The organism is Streptomyces sp. NPDC048255 (assembly GCF_040652415.1).
GTDB lineage: Bacteria > Actinomycetota > Actinomycetes > Streptomycetales > Streptomycetaceae > Streptomyces.
In genome coordinates, this window is the sequence record NZ_JBEZMA010000001.1 from 429,716 (window position 1) to 453,224 (window position 23,509).

The window sequence follows — 23,509 nt, forward strand, 5'->3', positions numbered from 1 at the left end:
GGGGCGCATGCCGACCTTGTGCTGACGGATGGAACCGGCCTTGTCGAGGGACGGGCGCATGCCGACCTTGTGCTGACGGATGGAACCGGCCTTGTCGAGGGACGGGCGCATGCCGACCTTGTGCTGACGGACGGAACCGGCCTTGTCCAGGGCGGGGCGCATGCCGACCTTGTGCTGACGGACGGAACCGGCCTTGTCCAGGGACGGACGCATGCCGACCTTGTGCTGACGGACGGAACCGGCCTTGTCGAGAGACGGACGCATACCGACCTTGTGCTGACGCTCCACGAGAATTCTCCTTCTCATAAAGCCGAAACCAATGATTTCGGCTTTTCGTTTTCCGATTCCCTTGCGGCCTCGGCGTGATTCACAAGCTAGTCGACTTCCAGCTCCATACGCAAGCCACTTCCACCAAATTCCAAAAACTCTTCCGAGGCCCGAAAAAGGGAAACCCTGATATCGACCTATCCCATTCTCGGACGGTCGATATCAGGGGTCTTTATTGAATTGCGGGTGAAGGTTGTTGCAGGTCAGGGCGCTCTAGTGCTGCCAGATCAGGCCGTTGACGTCGTCGACGCTGTCTCCTTCGGCGAAGAGTCGGCACCATATTTCCGCAGACCAGATCCTGAAGAGCGTGCGCTCCTCGCTTGCGGCCAAGATCGTGCGCCAGTCAGATGCGGGCACGCCCAGAATTTCACCCAGGAACCCGGATTCCAGATGCTTCGGATCCAATCGCTGGAGATATCGGGACACGGAGAAATTGAAGCCGAATTTCTTGCGGTCGACGACCTCGGCCGGCAGATGGCGCCTGGCCACTGCCGCGAGTCCCCCCTTGAGCACCGGCAGCAGGTGCCGCTCCAGTGGGGAGTTCAGCGCGAAGGAGGCCACGCCGGTGTCGAGGAAGGGCTCGCGGACCTCGATCGACCCCTGCATCAGGTTCTTGTCCAGCCGGTTGAGGCCGTGGCTGAGGAACAGCCGCGTGTCGCCGGCGAGGGCCGCGGCCAGTTCGCGCCGCCCCTCGGGCAGATGGGCGAAGGCCCGCAGCAAGGAGTCCCGTACGCCCCGTTCGTAACCACTCTCGCCGGCGGGCGGCAGGCCCAGGGCCTCGCGCAGCCCGCGGTTGCGGTGCGCTGGCGTCTCCAGCGCCTGCGGGCCGGCACCGAAGGTCGACCGCTGTTCGTGATGGCGTGAGGGATAGCCGCCGAACAGCTCGTCCGCACCCTCCCCGGAGAACAGCACCCGCAGCCCGTCGGCGCGGGCCCGGGCCGCGACGGTCGCCAGCGCCACGGAGTTCTGGTGCACCAGCGGGTACTCGAAGTGCCAGACGCTCGCGGCGAAGTGCTCCCGCCAGGCGTCGGCGCCCACCTGGACCGAGGTCAAAGGGCTTCCGGCGGCCTCGGCCGCCCGCGCGGCCCAGGGGGTCTCGTCCACCTCGGGCTGGTCGCCGAAGGAGGCGACGTACGCGGGAAGCCGGGCGCCCTCGGCCCCGGCAAGGGCCAGGACCAGGCTGGAGTCCAGGCCGCCCGAGCAGAGCACGCCCGCCCCGGCCACGCCGTCCTGCGGCAGCCGGTGGCGTACTCCGGCCCGCAGGGCGGCCTCCAGTTCGTCCACCCAGCCGTCCGGGGAGAGCGCGGCCAGCCGCGCCTCCTCCTCCGCGTCGACCAGCTGGGCCGGTTCGAACCAGGTCCGCTCGCTGAGCAGTTCACCGTCGGCGCCGAACTGGAGCACCGTACCGGGCAGCACCCGGCGAATGCCCTGGAGCGGCGTCTGCGCACCGTTCACCCAGTAGTCGGCGAGTACGGACCGCAGCGCGTCGGGGCTCACCCGCGCCGGCACCCCGCCGGCCAAGAGGGCCTTGATCTCACTGGCCAGGTACCACCGGCCGGCGTGCCGGCCCAGGTAGAGCGGCTTCACGCCGAACCGGTCCCGGGCCACCGTCACCCGGCCGGAGCCGCGCTCCGCGTACACGAAGGCGAAGGGGCCTTCCAGCTGCGGCAGCGCGTCCGCGCCCCACTCGTCCAGGAGCGCGAGCAGGGTCTCGGTGTCGCTGTCGCCCCGGTAGGAGCGCCCTGGCAGCCGCGTGCGGAGCTCCCGGTGGTTGTGGATCTCCCCGTTGAACACCAGGAGGCTCCTGTCGCCACCGCCCCGCATCGGCTGGTCCCCGGCCGGGCCGGGGCCGGTGACGGCGAGCCGGGTGGCGGCCAAGGCCGCGCCGGGCAGCGCCGCCGCGGCGGTCCGGTCCGGCCCCCGGTGCCGCAGCACCGCGGCCATGGCCGCCGCGGTCTCCCGGTCCGCGCCGGGTCCGAGTACTGCCGCTATTCCACACATGGCGTCTCCTCTCAGCTCGGGTCGGCCACGAACTGGACGAGCAGCGTCCGCCGCAGCTCCGGTGCGTCCGGGCTGACCGGACGCACCGCGTGGTACGAGTGGTCGCTGCGGGCGAAGAGCACCGAGGTGTTGAACCGGGGCCAGACCGAGGCGGCCACCGCTGCCGGGTCCGCGTCGTCCGGCGAGGTCATGATGTCCAGGCCGCCTCCCCAGCTCCGGTCCCAGGACCGGGACAGGTAGAGGATCTGGGTGGCCACCCGGTCCGGGCGGTCGGTGTGCGCTGTCATGAACGTGCCGGGGCCGTACTCGCACAGCCGCACCTTGAGCCGGCAGCCCGCCAGGTCGGCGCCGGTGGCTTCGCTCACGAAGGTCCGGTACTCGGGGGTGAGCAGCCAGTCGAGCAACTGCCGCCACACCCCGTGCAGCGCGGCGGCCGTGACCGTCTGCTCCCCGGCCTCGATCAGGGTGCGGTCGCGCAGCAGATAGTGGCCCTGCGGGCTGCGGGACTCCCGCAGCACCGAGGACGGGAAGTGGTCGGCGAGCTCTTCGGCGTACGCGGCATCCAACAGGTCCGAGACCTGGGCCCAGGAGAAGGGGGCTCGGTGGCGGTCGACGACCGCCCCGGAGGCAACGAGGGTCATGGCGCTCCTCGGAGAGGGCTGCGCGCTCACAGCGGCAGCAGGACAGGGGCAGGGGCGACGGCCGCGGGCCGCCGTTCCCGCCAGGACAGATAGGAGTGGACGAGCCACAGGAGCCGCAGTTCCTGGGCCGGGGCCGGCTGGTCGGAGGCGGCGAGACGGGACAGCCGCCCCACGTCCAGGCCGAACAGGTCGGGCCCGGAGGCTAGTTGGCCGAGTAGGCGCTCGCGTACCAGGACCCGGAACGACTCGAAGGAGAGGGCCTGCTGCTGCTTGCCCCGCCGGGCGCCGGCCCAGCAGCCCAGGGCGTCCAGCTCCCGGCGCAGATAGCGCTTGCCGACGGACTCCTCGCGCGAGCGTGCCGCGCGGAAGCCCAGACCCGACACCTCGGGTGCGAGGAAAGGATGCCGTACCCGCACACCGTGCAGGCCGTGGGCCACCGCCGCCGAGCGCAGGTGCTCCGGCAGGAAGTGCTCCGCGTGGAAGCGTTCGATCGACCGGGCCGGTGACTCCCCGTACGGCATCAGCTCCCGCAGCCTCTCCTGTACCTCCTCGGTGGCGGCGCGGAGCTCTCCGTCCACGAGGTAGGGAGCGAGGATCTCGGGCGCGACGTGCACGGCGCACCTCACCGGAAGGTCCCGGGGACCGATCTGGGCGCCCTCCAGGCGGTCCAGGCGGTTCCAGCCGACCAGGGGGTGGTCGGCGGCCACGCCGGAGAGCACCACGGGGGTGCCGCCCTGGTCCGCCGCGCGGCCCAGGTGCCAGAAGGTCGGTACGCCGATCGCCATCACCGGCGCGCCCAGCGCGCCAACCAGGCCGTCGACCACGTCCAGGAAGGACTCGTCCGAGGGGATGGCCAGCTCGCGGTGGTCGCTGGCGGTCTCCGCAGCGACGGACGCGGCCCAGACCCGGTCGGCGTCCTCGTCCCGGTAGAAGGCGCTGTACGTGCGCAGTGCGCGCGAGTCCGGCGTACGGCGCAGGGCGTGCGCGATCAGCGAGGTGTCCACACCGCCGCTGAGGTGCAGGGCCGCCTGTTCGCCCAGCAGCCGCCGCGCCGCGTCGGCGAGCGCCTCGGCCAGCTCACCGGGTCGGGGCGCGGGCAGGTTCTCGTCGCCCCGCCCGGGGTAGCCGGACGTGGTCCGGATCCGGGTGATCCCGTCGGGCGCGAGCAGGTGCAGCACGCCGGGTGTCAGGGGGCGGACGCCTTCGAGGAACCAGGTGTCCCCCAGCGTGTAGTTGAGCAGCAGGAACTGGGCGAACGCGGCCAGGCTCGGCCGGTCGGCGCCGACGGCCGCGGCCGTCTCCGCCGGTTCGGTACCCACCGCGAGCAGGCCCGCGTACTCGGCGGCGAACAGGCTCCCCTCTCCAGCCGCGTCCCGTGCCGCGTATCTCCGCCCGCTGCGGCCGTCGGTGAGGACCAGCGCGTATCCGCCGACGACTCCGTCCAGGAAGGACTCGCCGCGCTCCACGTACGTGCGGGCCAGTCGCTCGGCGGCCCGGTGCCCGGTCAGGACCGGGCCCTCGCCGAGGTCCAGGTATCCGTGCAGGATCAGGGTGACCTGTCCCCCGGCGGCCTCGGCCACCCCGAGGTCGTCCTCGGCCGCGGCGATGCGCAGCGTCTCGCCGCGCAGCATGAACCCGCGGCCACGGCGCTCTTCCAGTCGTACGGTCACTGCCGCGTCCCTCTCATGGCGAGCCGGCCCACCGCCGCCTCCGCGATGCCGCGCACCACCGGATGGGCGAGGAGCTCGGCCAACGGTGGGGCGGTGTCGCTGACGGTGGTATCCAGGACCAGGACCGAGTGCCGGGTGCGGGACTCGTCGCGGAGCACCTCGGCGCAGTCCAGCCAGTACTGCTCGTAGGCCTGGCCGCTGTCGCCGAGCGGGGTGCCGACCGGGCGGCGGCGGGCCAGCCGTTGCAGCCGGGCTTCCCGGTCGGCGACCAGCAGCACCGTCAGGCGCGGCTGGGGCAGCAGGGCGTGCAGGCCCGCCGGGGCGAGCGCGCCGCCCGGCGTGAGCCCCGTGTTCCAGCCGTGCTGGACCGCGCTGGAGAACCAGTAGCGGTCGGCCACCAGCGCCGGGGCACCGGAGGCACGGGCCGATTCCACGGCCCAGGCGCAGCCGCTGAGGTACATCAGGTACGACGCCAAGCCGCCGGCGGCGTGCAGCTCGTGCCGCAGGCTGTCGTACGCGGGCCCGGGCGTGGACACCCGGGGGACACCGGTCGCCCGGGACAGCTCCGTGGTCAGGTGGCTCTTCCCGGTGCCGTCCAGCCCTTCGAAGGCGATCAGGACCGGCTCGTGGGGGGTCGGCCGCCCGTCGGTGCCCGTCACCGCAGCGGCCCTGAGACCAGGCGGGGGCAGGGGTAGATCACGTCGCGGAACTCGGAGTCGCCCAGCCGCCTGGTCCGCGTGGCGACCGGGGCCACCCCGCGGACCGTTTCCGGGGCCTCGTCCCCTTCGCCGAGCAGCACCAGCAGGTGCGGCTCGGACCGGTAGGGCTCGGCGGCCGTGCCGGGGCCGGGTTCGACTCCGAGGAAGTACAGCAGGCCCAGCAGTTCGATATCCACGCCGGTGGTACGGCGTACGAGTTCGGGGATGAAGCCCCCGGTGACGCGTGGGGAGAACTCCAGGACGTACAGGACCTCGCGTTCTTCGTCCCAGAGCGCCTCGATCTCGTACACCCCGCCGCTCAGTTCGAGGCCCTTGGTGAGGAGGCGCAGGTCCCGGTCGAGGGCGGCCAGCGCTCCCTGTGACACGTCGCCGCACTGGAAGGCGTTCCAGTGGAAGTCGGTGAGTTCGTCGCCGCGCCGGCCCACGCCGCGGATCGGGAACGACCCGACGAGCTCGCCGTCACGGACCAGGAAGGGGACGGTGAGGAAGAGCGTGCTGCCGCCGAGGTCCGGTTCCACGACGATGCCGCGCGGGTCCGCGTCCGGGTAGTCGGCGATGAACGCGTCGTACTCCGTGAGCAGCGAGCGTTCGCGCAGCTGCCGGAAGGAGCGCTCGTACGCGTCCAGGGCCCGTACGTCGGCGACCCGCTTGACCAGCATGCTGGCGAAGCCGAAGTCGGGCTTGACGACGAGCGGGTAGGGCAGCGCGGCCCGGTCCTCCACCTGGTCCAGTTTCCGCTTCTCGACCACGGTCACTCCGAGGCCGCTCAGCTCGGCGCCGAGCCTGGTCTTCACCAGCATCTGCAGGCAGACCTCGGCGAAGTTGGGGTCGCCCACCGCGGAGCGGTGCTCGGCCATCCAGTACACGCCGCTCTCGTGGCAGCACATCGCCCGGGCTCCGCGGGGCGCGGCGGTGCGGGCCGCCACCTCGGCGGCGCTGAGCACGGTCACTCCTGGGATATCGGGGCGGCCGGCGGAGTCGGGCAGCACCACCGTCAGGGGCACGCCCGTGAGGGCCGCGGCCTTGCCGACGGTCTCGAGCTGTGTGGGGCTGGGGAAGACGATCAGTGTTTCCTGCTGGTCGCCCGGCTGCTCAGACACCGGCAATCTCCTCATGGTGGTCGTGGTCGTGGGTGGAGGCGTCGTGGTCGCCGTGATCGATGCGGTACGGGAGCACCTTGTTCCGTAGCGGAAGGCGCCCGTACTCGGCGACGCACTCCTCGACGAGGTCCACCAGGCCGAGGCCGGCGGCCTCCAGCATCCGGGGGAAGGCACTGCCGTCCATCAGGCCGGGCAGCGTGTTGATCTCCAGGAAGTACAGCTCGCCCTCGTGCAGCAGGAAGTCCAGGCGGGCGAATCCGAAGACGGACATCTCGTCGAAGAGCCGGACCGAGGCCTGCTTGACCCGGCGGGTGGCTTCGGTGTCCTCGGTGTGCAGCAGCGGCCGCACCAGGCCGTGCTCGTGCTTCTCGCGGTGCCCGAGGAAGCCGTTCTCGGTGACGGCCTCCACCACCGGCAGCGCCAGGGTGCGCCCGCCGGAACGGACCACCCCGCAAGTGAACTCGGCGCCGGGGACGAACTCCTGGACGAGGACCTGGTCGTCGTACGGGAGGACCCGGGCCACGGCTTCGGCCAGCGCCGCACCGCTCGGCCGGGACACCAGGTCGGTGAGTAGCGAGGCGCCCATCCGGTTGGGCTTGACCACGGCGGGCCGGCCGTCGAGTGCGTCCGCCACCTCCGCGGCCCAGCGCTCCGGCTCCCCGGGGGCTTCGGCCGCGGACCGCGACAGCATCCAGGTGCGGGGGGTCCGCAGCCCCGGGACGAGGTCGCGGGCCACCACGGACTGGAGCCGCTTGTCCATCCCCAGCGCCGAAGCGAGGACGGGACCGAAGTTGCCGCGCAGGCCGAGGACCTCGGCCACGCCCTGCCAGGCACCGTCCTCGCCCTCGTTTCCGTGGAGCAGCGAGAAGACGAAGGCGCCGGAGGCCGCCAGCAGGTCCAGCCCCTCGTGCAGCAGCAGCTCCGGGCCCGCGCGGAGCTCTTCCTCCGTCTCCGGCCAGGGCCCCTGCCCGAAGTGCCGGTAACCGCCTTCCCGGGTGAGGTAGGCGACGGCCGAGAGCGAGAGCCGCCCGGGGGCGGCCTCGATCGCGGCGCGCAGCCGGTGGTAGCTGTGCAGGGAGGCGTCGTGCTCGGTGCTACGACCGCCGAGCAGCAGCACAATGTTCACGGTCACCGGTTCACCGGTCCTCTCGCGACTAGGTAGGTGGCGTGCGGGGTGCTCTCGATCTCCACCTCGGTGAAGACGGAGCCGAGCAGGGCTGCGGCCGCTCCGGCCTCCAGCCCGAAGTCGGTGGTGTGGAACGGCTGCGCCGCCAGCCACTGGGCGGGCCGGGGCCGGAACATCCGCGAGTACAGGACACCTTCCGGGGTCAGCACCCGGGCCAGTTCGCGCACCGCGGCCGGCCGGTCCTCGGCCGGCATGCAGTGCAGGCAGCCGATGTCCAGGGCGGCGTCGAAAGAGGCGTCGGGCCAGGGCAGTGCGGTGGCGTCGGCCACCGACAGCTCCACACCAGGGCCCAGCAGCCGCCGGGCCCGCGCCACGGCGGAGGCCGAGATGTCGGAGCCCGCGACCCGGTAGCCGAGCGGGATCAGCTGCCTGGCGTTCTTGCCGTAGCCACAGCCGAGGTCGAGAACCCGGGAGCCGGGCGGGGTGCCCGCGAGCAGCCGCTCCAGTACATCGGTCTCCAGCGGTACGAAGTTCCACGGGACCGTGTACGGGTCCGCGTAGACCTCCTCCATGCTGGCGGCCCGTTCCCGGTCTCCGCGCGTGAAGTCGCGGCAGACCGAGCGCAGTCCGCTCTCCGGCGCCAGCTCGAAACCCTCCTCGGCCAGCAACGGCAGCAGCCCCTCGTCGAGGGGGCCTGGGACGTCCAGCATCCACTCCCGCAGGCCGTCCCGGAAGGTCTTGGCCAAGGTGCGGACGGCGAGCCGGACGGCCTCGGCGACCGCCGCGACGGGACGGCTCAGGAGCGCCTCGTCCGGGACCAGCGCGACCACGCCGGCGGACCGGGCGGCGTGCAGGACACCCAGGCACTGCTCCTGGTCTTCCAGCACCCGGAAATCGACCGACTCCCGGCCCTGGAGGTGTTCTGCGGCGACGAAGAGCTCGGGGCCCACCACGCAGTAGAGGTCCTTGTCGCCGGGACGTACGGTGCCTCGGGCAGCGGCTCCCGGCATGGCCGCGGGGGTCTCGGTGGGCTCCCTGGTCGCGATGGTCGCGGTATCGCTCATGATGCGGTCCTCGTGTCGATTCCGGGGCCGGCCGCGCGGAAGATGCGGTGCAGCTCCGGCTGGCCGGCGAGAAAGAGCTCGTCGTGCGGGGTGGAATGGCGCAGGGCGAGCGTCGGCCAGGGTGACCGGGCCACCGGCACCTCGGCGTTGCGCACACTGGTGTCCGGGCTGGCGGGGAAGAACTCGCCCGTGGTCAGCCCGTCCGCGAGCAGCAGCGGCTTGACGCGGGTGCGTACACCGGTGAGAAGCGCCTCCTGGCCCGCCAGCCCCGTGTGCACCACCACCAGGCAGCGCAACAGCGCTTCGGCGGACGGCCGTCGGACCGTGTCCGCACGGAATTCCGCCGCCCCTGCGAGCAGCCAGCGGTCCAGCGCGCCCGGGTCCGTGGGGGGCAGCGGGCACTCGACCAGCTCGATGTGGTGGCGCCTCAGCGCCGCCGGTACGTAGGGGCACAGCGCCCCGGCCCGGCCGAGCGCCGGAGCGGGGGCACTGACCTCGTCGCGTATCCAGGCAGCTGTCTCGGCGGCCCACGCGGGGGCCGCCGGATCGGCCAGGACCCGAGCGGCGTCGAGCACCGTGCCGAGGCCGGTCATCGGACCGCTCCGGTGAGCGCAGTCGCGGGTGTGGTGTCCTGGCGGGAGGCCAGCAGGCTCTGGGAGCAGGCGTCGACCAGACAGCTGAGGCTGTCCACCACCGGCACCCCGAAGTCCGCGCTGTCACGCAGCAGATGGAGGTCGGTGCAGCCGAGCACGACGGCGTCGAGCGGTCCCGCGGAGAGGATCAGTCGGCGGAGTCGGGCCGGGGGGAACTCCCGCAGGTCCCCGTCGAGGCAGGCCAGCACCAGCTGCTCCACCTCGCGCTGCGCGTCCGGCCCCGGGACGGCGAACTCCACACCGTTCCCGTCGCGGTAGAGCCCGGAGCGCACGGTCGAGGTGGTGCCGAGCAGCAGCACCCGGCCGTAGCCGCGCGCCGCGATGCTCCGGTGCACCGCTCCGACCATGTCGATCCACTGCAACGACCGGCCCCGGAGCAAATCGGGCAGGTAGGAGTGCAGGGTGTTGCACGGCAGGGTGACGCGGTCGGCACCGGCCCGCTCGAACACGTCGAGGGCGTCCCGCAGCAGCGCGGTGATCTCCGCGCGGTGCCGGGGTCCGGCGGTGCCGGCGATGAAGGCGCGTTCCAGCTCGGCGGGCAGCGGCAGGCTGTGCGTGACCACGTCCGGGTAGGCGCCGCCGGTGGCCTGCTGGTGGCTGGCGACCAGGCGCAGATAGAAGTCGGATGTGGCGATCGGGCCCACCCCGCCGACCACGCCGAGACGGGCGGGGGCGGCCAGGCCCGAGGTCTGGGTCTGGTTCATGCCTGCTCACTCCAAGAGGCGCCGGTGGGGGCGTCGGTAGGGCCGGCGCCGGCCGCGGCGAGGCAGCGGCGCCAGACGGGTTCGTCGATGTTTCCGCCCGACACCACGGCCAGCGCCCGGAGCCCCGGGCCGCTCGCGCGCAGCGCCGCGGCGAACGCCGCGGCGCCGGCGCCCTCGGCGCGGATGCGGGCCCGGGTCCAGAGCAGTGCCATGGCGCGGTGGAGTTCGTCGTCGTCCACGGCGGTGACCTGCTGGCCTCGGTGCCGGCAGGCGTCGAACGGGATCCGGCCGATCCTGCGGACCAGCAGGCCCTCGGGCAGGCCGGTCGCGGAGTCGAGCAGGATCCGGCGGCCGGCGGCGAGGGACTCCCGCATCGCGGGGGCGTTCCGGTGCTCGACGCCGACGATGCGCACTCCGGCCTCGCCCCACTGCCGGATCGCGGCGGTGATCAGCCCGCCGCCGCCCAGCGGGACGAAGACGATGTCGGGCAGCCCGCCTTGGGCCGCGGCCTCCCGGAAGAGGGACTGGTGCCCCGCGATCGTCTCGGAGTCGTCGAAGCTGTGGACGAAGACCCCGCAGCCGCTGTCGGCCTCGGCCCGCGCGAGTGCCTCGCACTCGTCGTAGCCGCCGTCCACCAGGACGGTCTCGGCGCCCTGGGCGGCGATCCGCTGGAGTTTGGCGCCGGGGGTGGTGGCCGGGACGTAGATGCGGGCGTGCTGGCCGCGGGCACGGGCGGCCTCGGCGAGGGCCGACGCGTGGTTGCCGGTGGATGCGGTGATCAGCAGGGTGCCGGCGGGGAGCAACCCAGTACGCCGCCAGACACCCCGGTACTTGAAGGCGCCGGAGCGCTGCCTGGTCTCGTCCTTGAGCAGCAGCTCGCGCCAGCCGTGAGCGCCGCCGTAGGAGACGAGCGGGGTGGTCAGCGGCGGGGCCGCCGCGGGAGAGGGCGCTACCCGAAGCACGGCATGACCTCCTGGGCGAACAACTCCAGTGAGCGGGACGCGGCCTCGGGAGCGAGACTGCCGAAGCGGGTCATCAGGGAGAGGTCGGTGATCCCGGCCGCCTGCCATTCCTTGATCTTCCGGGCGACCGTCTCCGGAGTGCCGAACAGCACCTTCTCCGGGTAGATGTCGGCGTAGTCGTGCGGGGCGAGGGGGCGGCCGAAGGCCGTGTCCACCGCGCCGAGGTACTCCATCAGCCCCTGCCGGGGCACCTCGGCGGCTTCCTCCTCGGTCCGCGCCACGAACAGGTGCTGGTTGGCGAGTACCCGTCCGCCGTGGGCGTCGAGCCCTGCCCCGCGGCGTGCCTCCCGGTACCGGGCCAGGCCCTCGGCCAGTTCCTCGGGCGCCCGGTTGTAGGGGTTGACCATGAGGTGGAGGCCCTCACGGCCCGCCAGCTCGAAGGACTCGCGCGAGGTGGAGGCCGCGATCCAGAGCGGTGGCCCGGGTCGCTGCATGGGCTTCGGCAGCACGTCCACCCGGTCCAGCGCGTAGTGCTCGCCGTGGAAGGTGAGGGGGCCGTCCGCCCACGCGCCGCGCAGCACCGCGAGCCCCTCGGTGAACCGGCCCGCCCTGTCCTCCATGGCGACTCCGCGTCCGGCGAACTCGCTGGGCAGGAAGCCGCGTCCCACTCCGACGTCCAGGCGGCCGTTGCTGAGTACGTCGAGCATCGCGAAGCTCTCCGCCGTCTCCACGGCGTCCCGCAGGGGCAGGACCGTCGCCGCGGAGCCGATCCGGATCCGCTCGGTGCGCGCCGCGACGGCGGCGCCCAGTACCGGGATGTTCGGCACGAATCCACCGTACGTCGAGAAATGATGCTCCGCGAACCACACGGAATCCAGGCCGAGTTGCTCGGCTTCCACCGCACAGTCGATCAGGTCCTTGTAGGTCTCGGTGGCCGACCAGCGGCGGTCGGGACAGTCGGCGGGCAGGAAGAACAGACCGAAACGCATGCGGATTCCTTGGGGGTGTGGCGTACGCAAGGGAGGGCTGGGGCGCTGGACCGCTCATAGGCGGAGGAGGAAAAGGGAGGAATACCGGGAAGGCCCGGCCTCGTGATCCCAGCCTGCCGACATTGGGGCCGTCGGGCCATAGTCCGGGGGGCTCACCAAGTGGTCTTGCACGAAGGGGAACGGGTGCCAAATGGGACATTGTGCACGCAAGGCGTCGAATCGAGCGCGGTATCGGTCAGGAATAGCGCCAGAAACAGGTCGAGGAAATTGCGGAATTCCATGAGGGGCATTCCTGAGGAGACCCCACCAGGCGCCTCCGGGCAGTTCACGCAGGAGTGGGGGCGAGGGGCCCTCGCCGGCCATGGGGGGCTCGCTCAGCGCATGGGTCAGCCCCGGCGAGATCCTTCCTCGCCGGGGCTGAACGTTTCCGGAGACCGGGAACGGCATACGCAGGGCCGAACCGGAGGGTGTCCGGGCGGGGTGTGGGTCGTCGTGGTGTCACCGGGCGTGGCGCCAACCGGCGGGTCGGCAGGCGGGCGTTGCTGGACCGCGTCCGCGATGGCGGCGGCGATCGGCACGGAGGTCCGGGCTCCGCCGCGAAGGGCCGGCGCGAGAAACGGAAGGCTCGGGGTAGCCCGGGGGCTGTCACGGCACCCGGCTTCGTACACAGGTGCGCTCCCGTACGGGAGCGGGGCGGGTGCCGGACCGGACGGAGTGGGAGGCTCGACGTCCGCCGGGCCGCGCCCGGAAAGGATTCACGGGTACGGTCCCGCCGCGCGCCGAAAGCCGGCGGCGGGACCTGACAGTCCCCGGCCCCTGACACTTGACAGTGTCGGGGGCATATACGTGGCATGATTTCCCCAGCACGGGGATGGGGAGTGGATAGATGAAACCCGGATCACCAGGACGTGCCCAGATGGCCGCTGATATCCGACATCGAGGGCAGCGGGGGCTGCCCTCGGGGCGGACGGGTACCCCTCGCGCTGCGGCAGATACCCAGTATCAGGACCGGCGCGGATACGGCCAGGATAACCGCGGCCGCCACGACCAATTTCGCGCCACGTTTCCGGGATGTTCCAGGAGGCGCGGGCGGGATTTTCATATTCACCTCCTCCGCTCGGATAGGGCGTCGGAGGGAGGATGCCCCGAAAGGCTCGACCTCGGAAACTCAGCTGAGCGGCTTGCAGTCGCGCGTCTCGCAGCCCCACTCGGTGTCGTTCGCCGTGACGGGGGTGCCGACTACGGATTCCTGCCCGGACGCGTCCGCGAACCCAGCCGATTCCGCCTGCCCCGCAAATCCGATCGCGACAAAGGCAAGGGCAGCGGCAGTCAGGAACTTGGCAAGCTTCATGGCATCCTCCGGGACACGCGAACCGTCAAACGGAATTACTGAATTTCTGAGGCGCTTTCCGGGGACTTTCCCTCCCCTCCGCACACCTCAAGAATCTCTCGACCAGGACCGCCGGTCCATACCTGCCAGCCGCCACCAAGCTGCAGTGCACGAAACAGAGGGGGGACATAATGGACATAGCCTTGGATACTGACCACTCCGCAGGCTTCGATGAACGAGATGTCCGCATATACGGCCACGTCCTGACCCATGGCCGGGTGCCGGCCGACACCCTGGCGGAAGCGCTGGGCCTGTCACGGGAGGAGACCGATAAGGCGGCGAAGCGGCTCATGGCCGACCGGCTGCTGTACTGCGGCGCGGACGGCACGCTCTCGGCGGTCAGCCCGCGCACCGCGGCCTCGGAACTGGTGGGAGCCGAGGAGAACGAGCTGCGCCAGCGCCTGGCCCAACTGGAGAACACACGGGCCCGGCTGAACGCCCTGAGCCCGCTGTACGAACTGGCCCACCAGGGGCGCCAGGACTCGGGGGCCATCGAGCTCGTGAGCACCCGGGACCGGGTGATGGCGCTGATCTCCGACGCCACCGCGCGGTGCAGCCGCGAGGTGCTCACCGTCCAGCCGGGCGGCGGCCGGCCCGCCGATCACCTGAAACGCGCCCTGCCCAGGGACCTGGCCATGCTGGAACGCGGCATCGCCATGCGCACGCTGTACCAGCACACCGCCCGGTACAGCCCGCCCACCCAGGAGTACATCGAGAGGCTGACCGCCGTCGGCGCGGAAGTCCGCACCCAGGGCGAACTGTTCGGCAAGATGATCATCTTTGACCGGGAGACGGCCTTCCTGCCGACATGGGACAATCCGAACGCGGCGGTGATCGTCCGCGAGCCGTCGGCCGTGGCGTTCCTGTGCTCCGTCTTCAGCACCACCTGGAACCTGGCCGAGCCGTTCGCCCCCGCGTACACCGCCGTCACGGCCGACAGCCTCCGCAGCGCCATCATCCGCATGCTCGCGGACGGAGCCAAGGACGAGTCCATCGCGCGGAGGCTGGGCATGTCGCTGCGGACCTGCCGACGCCACGTGTCCGAGTTCATGGCGGAGGTGGGCGCCGACAGCCGCTTCCAGGCGGGCTTCCTTGCTGCCGAGCGCGGTCTGCCCGACACCGGTCAGACCGGTCGGGAAGCCTGAGAAGGACCCCGGGGAAGAGGCCCGCCGGGGCTGCCGCCGGGGGATCGGGCGCCGGCGCGACCGCCACCATCCACAAGATCGTGCCCCCACTCGCTGCTCCCGTCGGAGCGGCTCGGCGGAGGTGACGTACAGGGGCGCGGTCCGGGCAGCCACCCGGGCCGCACCCCTGCGGCGTGTCGTGCAGGTCATTTGACGTGCGTCTCGTCATTCGAGACGTTCCGGCGTGAGAAGGCCCAGGTCGCTGACCTGGGCCTTCTCTCAAGAGCGGATGACGGGAATCGAACCCGCGCTATAAGCTTGGGAATCTGTGGCTCGGTGTGCGGCGACATGCCATCTGACCTGCAGATACCCGCCACAGGCCGCTTCGCTGGATGTGCTGTCGGAGCCCGGTGTTCATTCGACGGTGCCGACCAGGGGCCCGCGCATACTGTGCCGGCCCTCTGAGGCGCGTCCCGGTTCACGGAAGTGGATGGGGCGGATTCCCTAAGAGAACCAGGGCCACTCCTATTGGCCTGAAATGTCCGCATAGTCTCACTCGGCATCGACCTGGCATTCGCACAAACGCGATGCGAGCCTCATCGGCGCCCCTGGAGACTTCTTGATGACCTTTCGATCCGTCACCGCCGCGGCGTGCATCCCCTTGTTCCAGCGGCCCGCCGTCCACCGGCCGCTGACCGGGTTGTGGCGCTCGCTGGACTGGTACGTACAGGAGACGATGGGGGCGACCAGCGTCCACGGTGCCCGTTACATCGCCGGCGATCGCTGGAACGGCCCCGGCATGGCGTGCCTGCGCATCCGGGCGGCCCGGCTCGCCAAGGGCGAGGTCGAGGCCGTGGCGCTCCGCCTCGCCGCGATCAGCGTCAACTGCGGCTGGCCCGCCGTCGTGTCCGGCGCGGGCGTCCCGGTGGCCGGAGTCCCGGTACATTTCGCGGGTCTGTGGGCGGCGGTCGCGCAGCGCATCGGTACGGCTCGGTTCGCCGCCGCGCCGCTGCTCGCCATCGTCAACCACACCGCCGCCGAAGCGCCGGGGGACGCCGCCAATGCTGTTCTCACGTGGTCGGGCACCGACAGTCTCAGCCGTATCGACCTGCTGCTCGCGACGGCCGCGCGGATCGATTCGATCAACGCGGCCGTGCTGTTGAAATCCCATCAGCTGGAGCATGCGGGCGCGAGGCCGTTGACCGCGATCCGGGCGCTGGAACGGATCATCCGGATCCAGAGCCTCGTACAGGAGGTGCTGGGCACGCGGCTCACAGCCATGGGCGGTGCAACCTGCCCGGCGATCGGCCTGGTCGCGGCACAAACGCTCGCCGCCGACGCCCCCCGAGCCCCGGACTGCCTTCCGCCGCGCCTCGTCACGCCGCTCCAGCAGGCGATCGAATCGCTGCTCGGACTGCGGGTGCTGGAGAACGGGCTGGTGGCACGGCCTCAGGCCAGACGGTACTTGGGGCGAGAGCAGGCGCAGGCGCTGGTGCCGCTCGACGAGGTCGGGTACCAGGTGCGCGACCTCGCCCGGTCGCATGCCCAGGTGGCGCGAGTCTACGAGCGGGCAGTGGCCGAGATCCGGCGCAGCAACACGCTCTACCGTCAGCTCATCGACGCGGTGGTGCGGCCCGCCGCCATGCCTGCCCGTGCAGGCTCCTCGCCACGGGTGGACATATGACGTGGCCTGGCCGCCGACACACCGTCGGCGTACGGCACTACCTCGGGATGACCGCCTCGCTTGCCGCGGCGTGGTGGTTCATATCGGGGACTGGACAGGGTACGGCCGAGCAAGCGAGTGCAGCATCGGTGACCGTCGGGCCGACTCTTCGGACGGCCCCGGCTGACACGCCGAGCACCGATCCCGCCGGGCGGTTGCCCCTGGACCGCAAGCTCGCGCTGGGCGGAGCCTTCGCGACGGTCGGGGTGCACGAGACGCCCTCGCCCGCGGTCGGAGCCGGCCGCGTGCTGCGCTACCGGGTCGACATCGAGGACGGGTTGGCCGACCGGGGGTTCGACGGCGCGGACATCGCCTCGTCCGTCGAGCGGACGCTGGCGGACCCCCGTGGCTGGACGCATGACGGCGCCCTCTCCTTCGAGCGGGTGTCCGCCGCAGAGGCGGACTTCGTGATCACGTTCGCGAGTCCGGGGACGGTGGACGCATGGTGTGCCAAGGCGGGTCTCGACACGTCGGAACAGACGGTGTCCTGTGACGCGCAGAACACGGAACGCGTGATGATCAATGCCTATCGCTGGGCGCAGGGATCGACGACGTACGGGGACGACATGCCCGGCTACCGCCAGATGGTGGTGAACCACGAGGTCGGGCACCGGATCGGCCACGGTCACGAGTCCTGCACGGCGGACAACGCCCCCGCTCCGGTGATGATGCAGCAGACCAAGACTCTTCGGTCGGGTGCATTCACCTGCGCACCCAACCCGTGGCCCTATCCCTGAACGCTAGCGCAGGAGCAGCCCCACCTCCCGGTCGAGATCGAAATGGCGGTGCTCGGTGCCCGGCGGTACGAGGGCCGACATCCGTCGACACCACATGTTGATGTGGGTGATGCAGGCGGAGACAAGACACTCGCCGCTGTCGGAGGAAAGGCTGAGGTAGACCCGCGTGCTCTGCTCCACACGAATCGGCCATATCCGCACATCGCCCAGGCCGACGAGGTGCAGGCGCCCATCGAACATCAGGTCGCGAGCGAAGGTCCACACCACGGGAGTCTCCCCCGTGATGCCGCGGAATGTCACCGTCATTTCGAAGGGTCGCTGTGCGTCGTAGTGGAGACGCGTCAGGATCGGAAACCGCCTGTCTGCGCTCTCCAACCGCATGAAGAAGTTGGCGTCAATGCTCCGGTTCATGATTTCGGATCCTTCCACGGGTTGTTGCAACTTTCGTGAATTCGTAAATGAAAGTTCGAGAGGAATGTGCGAGTCATGAGGGAGAACGGGAGCCGGGAGATCCCGGCAGAGGAAACGCGTACCCCTTACCCGGGGCCGGTACGGGCGGACGGGCCTCGCGCTCTCCGGGCGCCGCGCCTTCCCGAGGTGCGAGAGCATCGCGGCCGGGCCGTTTCGGGGTGGGCGGCCTTGGCCGCGGCAGCGCTGAACACCGCCGCCTGCGTGGTCCTGCTCGCGCTCGCCGGGGTGCGTGTGCCTGGCGCCGCGGCGGTGCTGCCGGACCCGCAGTGGCCCACCACCGGATTCTGGATCGCGGCCGGGTTCTGGATCGCGGCCGGGTTCTGTGCCCTCTGCGCGTCCTACGCCGTATCCGGGCTCACCTGGGGACGCGACGACACCGCCGTCGTCCTCAGCCTGGGCAGCAGCTACCGGGGCACGGTCCGCAGGACGGGCCTTCTCTGGATGCCGCCCCTGCTGCGTCGGCATCCGGTCGACGTACGCCTGCGGCACTGGCGCAGCGACGAGATACGGGCCGTGGACCGCGACGGCGCCGCCTTCGGGGCGGTCGTTCTGGTCGTCTGGCGGGCGCGTGACACGGCGCGCGCGGTCTTCGGCGTGGAGAACCACGAGGCGTACCTCGGCGCCGTCGTGGAGGCTGCCGTCTGCCGGGTCATGTCGACGTCGCGGAACGTCGACGCCTTCGGAGACGCCCCGCCGTCCGGCGACCTCGGGTTCCTGGGGGAGGAGCTCACCGCCACTGTCGCTGCCGAGTGCCGTGCCGTCGGCCTCGATGTCTATTCCGTTCAGCCCTTTCACATCGCGTACGCGCCCGATGTCGTGGGGGCACTGCGGAGCCAGCAGTTGTTCGTCCTGAATGCACAGCTGAGGCAGGCCGTCGCCGACAACATGGTGGACACCGTCACGGCCACCGTCGACCGGCTTGTGGAGCGGGACGTCGTCTCGCTCGACGAAATCCAGCGGTCCGAATTGGTCAGGGACTTGTCGGTGGCGTTCTATGCGGCTCGTGATTCGATGCCCGGCCGAAGGAGGGAACCCCCGGTCCGTTCGTCAGCCGGTCCGTTCACCGACGGCTCGGTGAATGTCGACGGTCGGCCCTGACTCTCCTCCGATGATCAGCGCAATTGTTGATCATGAATGGAGAGTGCCGGATCATGCGCCCCATACCTTTGCCCACATTCCGTGAACTGCCTCTGAGGTCCGACTGCGCTTGCCCGGGCTGCATAGCCGCAGCCGCCGTTCCGTCGGCGCGGCCGGCGGTCTCGCCGACGGCCTGTGCACGTAGGCCCCGGATCGCTGCCGTGACGGCGCTGGCAGGGCTGGCGGTCGCGGGCCTGGGCAGTGCTCAGGCCCATGCCGCTGTCCAGGCCCCCGCAGGGCGGCCCGCGATGGCCCCGGCCGGTGCCGCCGCGTCCCCCACCCTCTCCGCTGCCCGCCGGACCTCGACGCGTGCCGGGATACTCGCCCGGGCCCAGGCGTGGGTCGACGCCCGAGTGCCGTACAGCGGCAGCGCCTACTACCAGGGGTACCGCACCGACTGCTCGGGCTTCGTGTCGATGGCCTGGGGGCTGGGCGAGAGCCACTGGACGGGTGACCTGGACCAGTTCGGCGTGCGCATCACGAAGGAGGAGCTGCAGCCCGGTGACATGCTCCTCTTCCACAACCCGGCGGATCCTTCGCGTGGTTCACATGCGGTCCTCTTCGCGGGATGGGCGGACCAGGCGCACACGCGCTACACGGTGATGGAGCAGTCGGGCAGCCGCGGCGCGGTGAAGCGGACCGCTCCCTACGCCTACTTCTCGCACTCCTCGTCCTACGTCCCCTACCGCTACAAGAACCTGGGCGGCGGCGGGGGCGGCGAGGGCCAGGCCGGAACGGCTTTCCCCGGTGCGGGCAGTTTCGGACCCGGTGCGCGCAATGCGTACGTCACCCGGCTCGGCTCGATGCTGGTGGCCCGTGGTGGCGGGCGCTTCTACCGAGAGGGGCCTGGTCCTGGCTGGGGTGCGGCCGACGAAGCGGCCACCCGGGCGTTCCAGCAGGCGCAAGGCTGGTCGGGAGGGGATGCGGACGGCACACCCGGCGCCGGGACGTGGCGGCTCCTCGTCGAGGGCAGGGGCAACGACATCGTCGGCGGCGAGCACGGAGGCGAGCGGCCCGCAGGCCGGCCGCCCGAATTCCCGGGTGCCTCGTCCTTCGGCCCGGGCCGGACCAACCCGCACGTGACGCTCCTCGGCCAACAGTTGGTGAGCAAGGGCTTCGGTCAGGCGTACGCCTCGGGGCCGGGGCCGGTCTGGAGCGAGAGCGACCGCCGCGCGGTGGAGGCGTTCCAGCGGGCGCAGGGCTGGCGCGGCGCGGACGCGGACGGCTACCCGGGCGCCCACACCTGGCGGCTCCTCTTCTCGTAGGGCATCGCCGTCCGATACGACAGGCATAATGTGTGTCGTAATTTGGTGAATTATCCATATTTGATCAAGGAGCTCTGTGACCGCCTCCGCCCGCCCGGATGCCTTCGAGCGCTGGTACCGCACGCTCATGGCACCGGCCGGGCGGACCCGGTGGCTGCGAGCCGACCTGCTGATCGTGGGCCTGGTCGCGGTCGGCGCGGTGCACTGCGCCTTCAAACCGGCGGCGGGCCTCGTGACGGGCATCCTGCCGAGCGCGGCGGTCGCGCTCGTGGTCACGGCCGGCTTCCTGTGGCGGCGGCAGGCACCGCTCGCGGTGGCCCTGCTGACCATGGCGGGCCTGGTCCTCAACGGCGCCCGCACGCCCGTCTTCTTCGCGCTCTACGGCCTTGCCCGATATCAGCGAAGCAGGCGGCAGGCGGTCATCGCGTTCAGCTGCGCCGTGTTCGTGCCCCTGAAGGCACTCCTGCCCGGCCACCTCGGATCCTCCGTGGTGGAGGATTTTCTGAACTCGGCCTTCTATGTCGTGCTGCCCGTCGTCTTCGGGCTGGGGGCGACCGCGTACGAGCGGAACATCACGGCGCTGCGCGAGGAGCGGGAGCGCCGGGCCGCGCAGACCAAGGCGGAGGAGCGGGTCCGTCTGGCCCGCGAGATGCACGACGTCCTGGGCCACCGGATCGCGATCATCGCGATGCACGCCGGAGCGATCGAGTTCGTCCCCGGCGTGCGGCCCGAGAGCAGGCAGCTGGCCAGGTCGGTCGGTGACACCGCCCGCGCCGCGATGCGCGATCTGCGGCAGGTCCTGGGAGCGTTGCGCGACGGGGACGACTCGGTGATCGCGGGCCACCGGCTGGCCGACCTGGACGCCCTGGTCACGGAGGCCCGGTCCTCGGGCCTCGGCATCACCTTCACCACCGCGGTGACCGGCCCCGTGCCACCCGAGATCGCGCTCACGGCGTACCGGACCGTCCAGGAGGCCCTGACCAACGTGGTGAAACACGCGCCGGGGGCGCAGACCGAGATCCGGGTCGGCCTGGCCGACGGCGTGCTCGTGACATCCGTACGCAACGCCCCGGCACGTCTTCCCGTCCCGCCGGCCGCGGCGTCAGGCGGCGGGTTCGGCATGACCGGGCTGCGGGAGCGGGTCTCCCTGCTGGGCGGTGACTTCCACGCCGGGGCCACCCCCGAGGGCGGTTGGTGGGTCGCGGCCTCGGTACCGCTCGACGGCTTCGACCGCCGTGAATCCTGAGGATCGACTTGTGGCGATCCGGTCATTCACCAAAGTCGACCACCACCGTGCGACCCTCCGATGGGCAGGAAGCCGAAGGCCCCGGCAGGTACGGGAAGCAGACCGAGGGAGCCAGGCGTGATCCGTGTACTCGTGACGGACGACGAGCCGCTCGTGCGGTTCGGGCTGCGCATGCTGCTGGACGCCGCCGAGGGCATCTCCGTCGTCGGCGAGGCGTGCGACGGCGCCTCGGCGCTGACCCGTGCCCGCGAGCTGGCCCCCGACCTCGTACTGACGGACCTGCGGATGCCGGGCATGGACGGCATCACCGCGACCAGGCAGCTCCTGGCCCTCCCCAATCCGCCTGCGGTCCTGGTGCTGACGACCTTCGACACCGAGGAGGGCGTCACCGAGGCCCTTGAGGCCGGAGCCGCCGGCTATCTGCTCAAGGACGCACCGCCCGAACAGGTCGTCGGCGCGGTACGCCTGGTTGCGTCCGGTGGCACGGTGCTCGCCTCGGCGTCCGCCGCCCGCCTGCTGGCGGCCACCCGCACGCGCAGCGGCAAGGCGCCGGGGATCCCGTCCGAGCAGCGGCGCGGCCTGGAGACACTCAACGACCAGCAGCGCGAGATCCTGCGCCACCTCGGAACAGGTCTGTCCAATGCCGGCATCGCCCGGCGGATGTACCTGACGGAAGGCACGGTCAAGGCGTACGTGTCGCGTCTGCTGACCGCCTTGAAGGTCGACAACCGCACTCAGGCCGCCATCGTGGCCCACCAGGCGGGGCTCCTCGACGACGGAAGGTGATCACCTCCGCCATGGCGGGAGCAACTTACGGCCCTCCCCACCGCGGTCTGATCTTGGCGGGTACTCCACGCCGGAGCGGCGTGGCCCACCTTTATCGGAGGAATTTCCATGGGTAAGGCAATGCAGGCGGGCCGCATCAAGCGCTGGTCGAAGCTCGCCGCGATCCCGGTCGGTGTGCTGGCGTCCGGCGCGATGGTGCTCGGCGCCACGCACGCGACGGTCACGGCCTCGGCCTGGAACAACGGCAACACCATCGAGTCGGGCAAGTGGACGAAGGCCGACGTCACCAGCAGCAAGCCGAACACGGCGGTCGTCACCGTCAAGGACCTGAAGCCGAGCGGCCCGCGGGATGACGCGGACTCCTTCACCAATGTCACCTACACCTTCGAGGCCGACCCCGCCATGGTGCCGGGCAGCATCGGCGCGGTCCTGATGAAGAACTTCATCGCCAAGGACGCCCAGGGCAACGTCCTCTCGGACGCCGCCAAGTCCGAGCTGGCCAAGCACCTGCACATCGACTTCGACATCGAGCGCAAGGGCGACCGTGCCTCGGAGTACGAGGTCTCGCACACCCTCGCCGAGTGGATCGAAGCCGGCTCCGGCGGCAACTCGGTGGTCCAGGAGGGCCTGCTTCTGAACAAGGACAAGAACAAGAACCAGTTCGACGTCCAGATCGGCTGGTACCTGGACACGGCCGCCCCGGCGGCGGCCCAGAACAACAGCGTCAGCTTCGCCCTCGGCGCCCAGGTCGACGAAGAGCGCGACCGCTGACCCTGGAGTATCCGGCCGTGGACGACGAGAGCTGGTGGCACGTCCTGCGGGTGGCAGGGTGCCGGACGATCGTCACCATGGTGACCACGCTGATGTGTCTGCCCGTGGCAGCCGTGGCGTGGGGGTGGAGCCCGTCCGTGGTCGTCTCGGGGTCCATGGAGCCGGCGCTCAGCCGCGGTGACGTGGTCGCCGTCCAGCCCGTCGGCGCCCACTCGGTCGGGGGCGGAGCGGTCATCGCCTTCCACGACGACACGCACGGGGGCAGGCTCACGACCCACCGGGCGATCGAGCGGCAGGGCACCACGTACGTGACCAAGGGCGACGCCAACCGTGGGCCGGACACCATGCCGGTGACACCGGACAAGCTGGAAGGCGTCGTCGCGGCGGTCATCCCCTGGGTCGGCGTCCCCTGGCTCTGGCAAGAGGACGGCCGCTGGGAGTACCTGTCCGCGGTCGTGCTCGGATACGCCTTGCTGCTGCGTGGCTGCAGAGAAAACCCCCTCTTCACGCGGTAGCAGGCACAACACTGAAGCCCCAGGTCGCTGACCTGGGGCTTCGGCATGGAGCTGCCATTTCTGCGCACCGTCTCGATATTCGGGGCTGCTCGAACGCTCTGTCGTGGCGAGTGGCGACTCGGGGCCCAATCTGGGGCCCTACGAGGGCACTTGTGGCACACGAAAGGGCGCGCCGACCTTGAGAGGTCCAGACAACACGAAAACCCCAGGTCGCTGACCTGGGGCTTTGTCATGGAGCGGATGACGGGAATCGAACCCGCGCTATAAGCTTGGGAAGCTCATGTTCTACCATTAAACTACATCCGCACAGCGTTCCAGTTGCCTGGAGCCGTATCGTGCCTCACTCTACCCCATGATCGACCCCCGGTGAATTTCCGTGGGGTCGTTG

Annotated in this window: 23 protein-coding genes and 1 tRNA gene; 9 read left to right on the forward strand and 15 right to left on the reverse strand. The window is 70.9% G+C overall.

Annotation, left to right across the window (positions count from 1 at the left end; genetic code table 11):
* The 13 genes from AB0D94_RS02070 to AB0D94_RS02130 form a co-directional block, all read right to left on the reverse strand.
* Positions 1-288 (reverse strand): hypothetical protein (locus AB0D94_RS02070; protein WP_362044297.1); only part of this gene is annotated, 288 nt, incomplete at its 3' end.
* 252 nt (positions 289-540) lie between these two features.
* A complete protein-coding gene (gene asnB, locus AB0D94_RS02075) occupies positions 541-2,328 on the reverse strand; it encodes an asparagine synthase (glutamine-hydrolyzing) (RefSeq protein ID WP_362044299.1) in 1,788 nt (595 codons plus the stop codon).
* An 11-nt stretch (positions 2,329-2,339) separates the two neighbouring features.
* Positions 2,340-2,969, reverse strand: coding sequence for a 2OG-Fe(II) oxygenase family protein (locus tag AB0D94_RS02080; RefSeq protein WP_362044301.1), 630 nt, complete (start codon positions 2,967-2,969; stop codon positions 2,340-2,342).
* A gap of 26 nt (positions 2,970-2,995) precedes the next feature.
* Entirely contained in the window at positions 2,996-4,639 is a 1,644-nt protein-coding gene (locus tag AB0D94_RS02085; RefSeq protein WP_362044303.1) for an asparagine synthase-related protein, read from the reverse strand.
* The gene (locus tag AB0D94_RS02090; RefSeq protein WP_362044304.1) at positions 4,636-5,298 is read right to left on the reverse strand and encodes a hypothetical protein; all 663 of its coding nucleotides are present in this window, start codon (positions 5,296-5,298) and stop codon (positions 4,636-4,638) included. Before AB0D94_RS02090 ends, AB0D94_RS02085 begins: the two co-directional genes overlap by 4 nt.
* A complete protein-coding gene (locus AB0D94_RS02095) occupies positions 5,295-6,458 on the reverse strand; it encodes a hypothetical protein (RefSeq protein WP_362044306.1) in 1,164 nt (387 codons plus the stop codon). Before AB0D94_RS02095 ends, AB0D94_RS02090 begins: the two co-directional genes overlap by 4 nt.
* The gene (locus AB0D94_RS02100) at positions 6,451-7,590 is read right to left on the reverse strand and encodes an ATP-grasp domain-containing protein (RefSeq protein WP_362044307.1); all 1,140 of its coding nucleotides are present in this window, start codon (positions 7,588-7,590) and stop codon (positions 6,451-6,453) included. Before AB0D94_RS02100 ends, AB0D94_RS02095 begins: the two co-directional genes overlap by 8 nt.
* Positions 7,587-8,648: a class I SAM-dependent methyltransferase gene (locus AB0D94_RS02105; protein WP_362044308.1), complete on the reverse strand. Its 1,062-nt coding sequence runs from the start codon at positions 8,646-8,648 to the stop codon at positions 7,587-7,589. The genes AB0D94_RS02100 and AB0D94_RS02105 overlap by 4 nt, the downstream gene beginning before the upstream one ends.
* Positions 8,645-9,241: a DUF6875 domain-containing protein gene (locus AB0D94_RS02110; RefSeq protein WP_362044309.1), complete on the reverse strand. Its 597-nt coding sequence runs from the start codon at positions 9,239-9,241 to the stop codon at positions 8,645-8,647. Before AB0D94_RS02110 ends, AB0D94_RS02105 begins: the two co-directional genes overlap by 4 nt.
* Positions 9,238-10,005, reverse strand: coding sequence for an aspartate/glutamate racemase family protein (locus AB0D94_RS02115; RefSeq protein ID WP_362044311.1), 768 nt, complete (start codon positions 10,003-10,005; stop codon positions 9,238-9,240). The genes AB0D94_RS02110 and AB0D94_RS02115 overlap by 4 nt, the downstream gene beginning before the upstream one ends.
* Positions 10,002-10,967, reverse strand: coding sequence for a pyridoxal-phosphate dependent enzyme (locus AB0D94_RS02120; RefSeq protein WP_362044313.1), 966 nt, complete (start codon positions 10,965-10,967; stop codon positions 10,002-10,004). The genes AB0D94_RS02115 and AB0D94_RS02120 overlap by 4 nt, the downstream gene beginning before the upstream one ends.
* Positions 10,955-11,956: an LLM class flavin-dependent oxidoreductase gene (locus AB0D94_RS02125; RefSeq protein ID WP_362044315.1), complete on the reverse strand. Its 1,002-nt coding sequence runs from the start codon at positions 11,954-11,956 to the stop codon at positions 10,955-10,957. The genes AB0D94_RS02120 and AB0D94_RS02125 overlap by 13 nt, the downstream gene beginning before the upstream one ends.
* Positions 11,957-13,124: 1,168 nt before the next feature.
* Positions 13,125-13,307 (reverse strand): hypothetical protein, encoded by a 183-nt coding sequence (locus tag AB0D94_RS02130; protein WP_362044317.1) that lies wholly within the window; start codon positions 13,305-13,307, stop codon positions 13,125-13,127.
* Between the two features lie 257 nt (positions 13,308-13,564).
* On the opposite strand from AB0D94_RS02130, the gene AB0D94_RS02135 reads away from it, so the two are divergent.
* The 3 genes from AB0D94_RS02135 (at position 13,565) to AB0D94_RS02145 (ending at position 16,930) form a co-directional block, all read left to right on the forward strand.
* Positions 13,565-14,491 (forward strand): helix-turn-helix domain-containing protein, encoded by a 927-nt coding sequence (locus AB0D94_RS02135; protein WP_362044319.1) that lies wholly within the window; start codon positions 13,565-13,567, stop codon positions 14,489-14,491.
* 601 nt (positions 14,492-15,092) lie between these two features.
* Positions 15,093-16,154 carry a hypothetical protein gene (locus tag AB0D94_RS02140; protein ID WP_362044321.1) on the forward strand — a complete coding sequence of 354 codons (1,062 nt, stop codon included), beginning with the start codon at positions 15,093-15,095 and terminating at the stop codon, positions 16,152-16,154.
* A gap of 194 nt (positions 16,155-16,348) precedes the next feature.
* Positions 16,349-16,930, forward strand: coding sequence for a DUF3152 domain-containing protein (locus AB0D94_RS02145; RefSeq protein WP_362044323.1), 582 nt, complete (start codon positions 16,349-16,351; stop codon positions 16,928-16,930).
* 3 nt (positions 16,931-16,933) lie between these two features.
* Here the strand turns inward: AB0D94_RS02145 and AB0D94_RS02150 are convergent, their stop codons facing one another.
* Positions 16,934-17,341, reverse strand: coding sequence for an SsgA family sporulation/cell division regulator (locus AB0D94_RS02150; RefSeq protein WP_362044325.1), 408 nt, complete (start codon positions 17,339-17,341; stop codon positions 16,934-16,936).
* 228 nt (positions 17,342-17,569) lie between these two features.
* Between AB0D94_RS02150 and AB0D94_RS02155 the strand changes: the two genes are divergently transcribed.
* The 6 genes from AB0D94_RS02155 (at position 17,570) to AB0D94_RS02180 (ending at position 23,121) form a co-directional block, all read left to right on the forward strand.
* Entirely contained in the window at positions 17,570-18,499 is a 930-nt protein-coding gene (locus AB0D94_RS02155) for an SPFH domain-containing protein (protein WP_362044327.1), read from the forward strand.
* 200 nt (positions 18,500-18,699) lie between these two features.
* Complete coding sequence (locus AB0D94_RS02160) at positions 18,700-19,803, forward strand: peptidoglycan-binding protein (RefSeq protein ID WP_362044329.1); 1,104 nt, start codon at positions 18,700-18,702, stop codon at positions 19,801-19,803.
* A 76-nt stretch (positions 19,804-19,879) separates the two neighbouring features.
* Entirely contained in the window at positions 19,880-21,049 is a 1,170-nt protein-coding gene (locus tag AB0D94_RS02165) for a histidine kinase (RefSeq protein WP_362044331.1), read from the forward strand.
* A gap of 117 nt (positions 21,050-21,166) precedes the next feature.
* Positions 21,167-21,835: a response regulator transcription factor gene (locus tag AB0D94_RS02170; protein WP_362044333.1), complete on the forward strand. Its 669-nt coding sequence runs from the start codon at positions 21,167-21,169 to the stop codon at positions 21,833-21,835.
* Between the two features lie 108 nt (positions 21,836-21,943).
* Positions 21,944-22,606 (forward strand): hypothetical protein, encoded by a 663-nt coding sequence (locus tag AB0D94_RS02175; protein WP_362044335.1) that lies wholly within the window; start codon positions 21,944-21,946, stop codon positions 22,604-22,606.
* Positions 22,607-22,623: 17 nt separating this feature from the next.
* Positions 22,624-23,121 (forward strand): signal peptidase I, encoded by a 498-nt coding sequence (locus AB0D94_RS02180; protein ID WP_362044337.1) that lies wholly within the window; start codon positions 22,624-22,626, stop codon positions 23,119-23,121.
* 232 nt (positions 23,122-23,353) lie between these two features.
* Here the strand turns inward: AB0D94_RS02180 and AB0D94_RS02185 are convergent.
* A tRNA-Gly gene (locus tag AB0D94_RS02185) sits at positions 23,354-23,427 on the reverse strand.
* Positions 23,428-23,509: the final 82 nt, after the last annotated feature.

What these genes read in the sequence shown, in the direction of transcription:
- asnB (WP_362044299.1), bottom strand. Translation starts at nt 2,328, where the DNA reads ATGTGTGGAATAGCGGCAGTACTCGGACCCGGCGCGGACCGGGAGACC.
- AB0D94_RS02080 (WP_362044301.1), bottom strand. Translation starts at nt 2,969, where the DNA reads ATGACCCTCGTTGCCTCCGGGGCGGTCGTCGACCGCCACCGAGCCCCC.
- AB0D94_RS02105 (WP_362044308.1), bottom strand. Translation starts at nt 8,648, where the DNA reads ATGAGCGATACCGCGACCATCGCGACCAGGGAGCCCACCGAGACCCCC.
- AB0D94_RS02110 (WP_362044309.1), bottom strand. Translation starts at nt 9,241, where the DNA reads ATGACCGGCCTCGGCACGGTGCTCGACGCCGCTCGGGTCCTGGCCGAT.
- AB0D94_RS02115 (WP_362044311.1), bottom strand. Translation starts at nt 10,005, where the DNA reads ATGAACCAGACCCAGACCTCGGGCCTGGCCGCCCCCGCCCGTCTCGGC.
- AB0D94_RS02125 (WP_362044315.1), bottom strand. Translation starts at nt 11,956, where the DNA reads ATGCGTTTCGGTCTGTTCTTCCTGCCCGCCGACTGTCCCGACCGCCGC.
- AB0D94_RS02130 (WP_362044317.1), bottom strand. Translation starts at nt 13,307, where the DNA reads ATGAAGCTTGCCAAGTTCCTGACTGCCGCTGCCCTTGCCTTTGTCGCG.
- AB0D94_RS02140 (WP_362044321.1), top strand. Translation starts at nt 15,093, where the DNA reads ATGACCTTTCGATCCGTCACCGCCGCGGCGTGCATCCCCTTGTTCCAG.
- AB0D94_RS02150 (WP_362044325.1), bottom strand. Translation starts at nt 17,341, where the DNA reads ATGAACCGGAGCATTGACGCCAACTTCTTCATGCGGTTGGAGAGCGCA.
- AB0D94_RS02175 (WP_362044335.1), top strand. Translation starts at nt 21,944, where the DNA reads ATGGGTAAGGCAATGCAGGCGGGCCGCATCAAGCGCTGGTCGAAGCTC.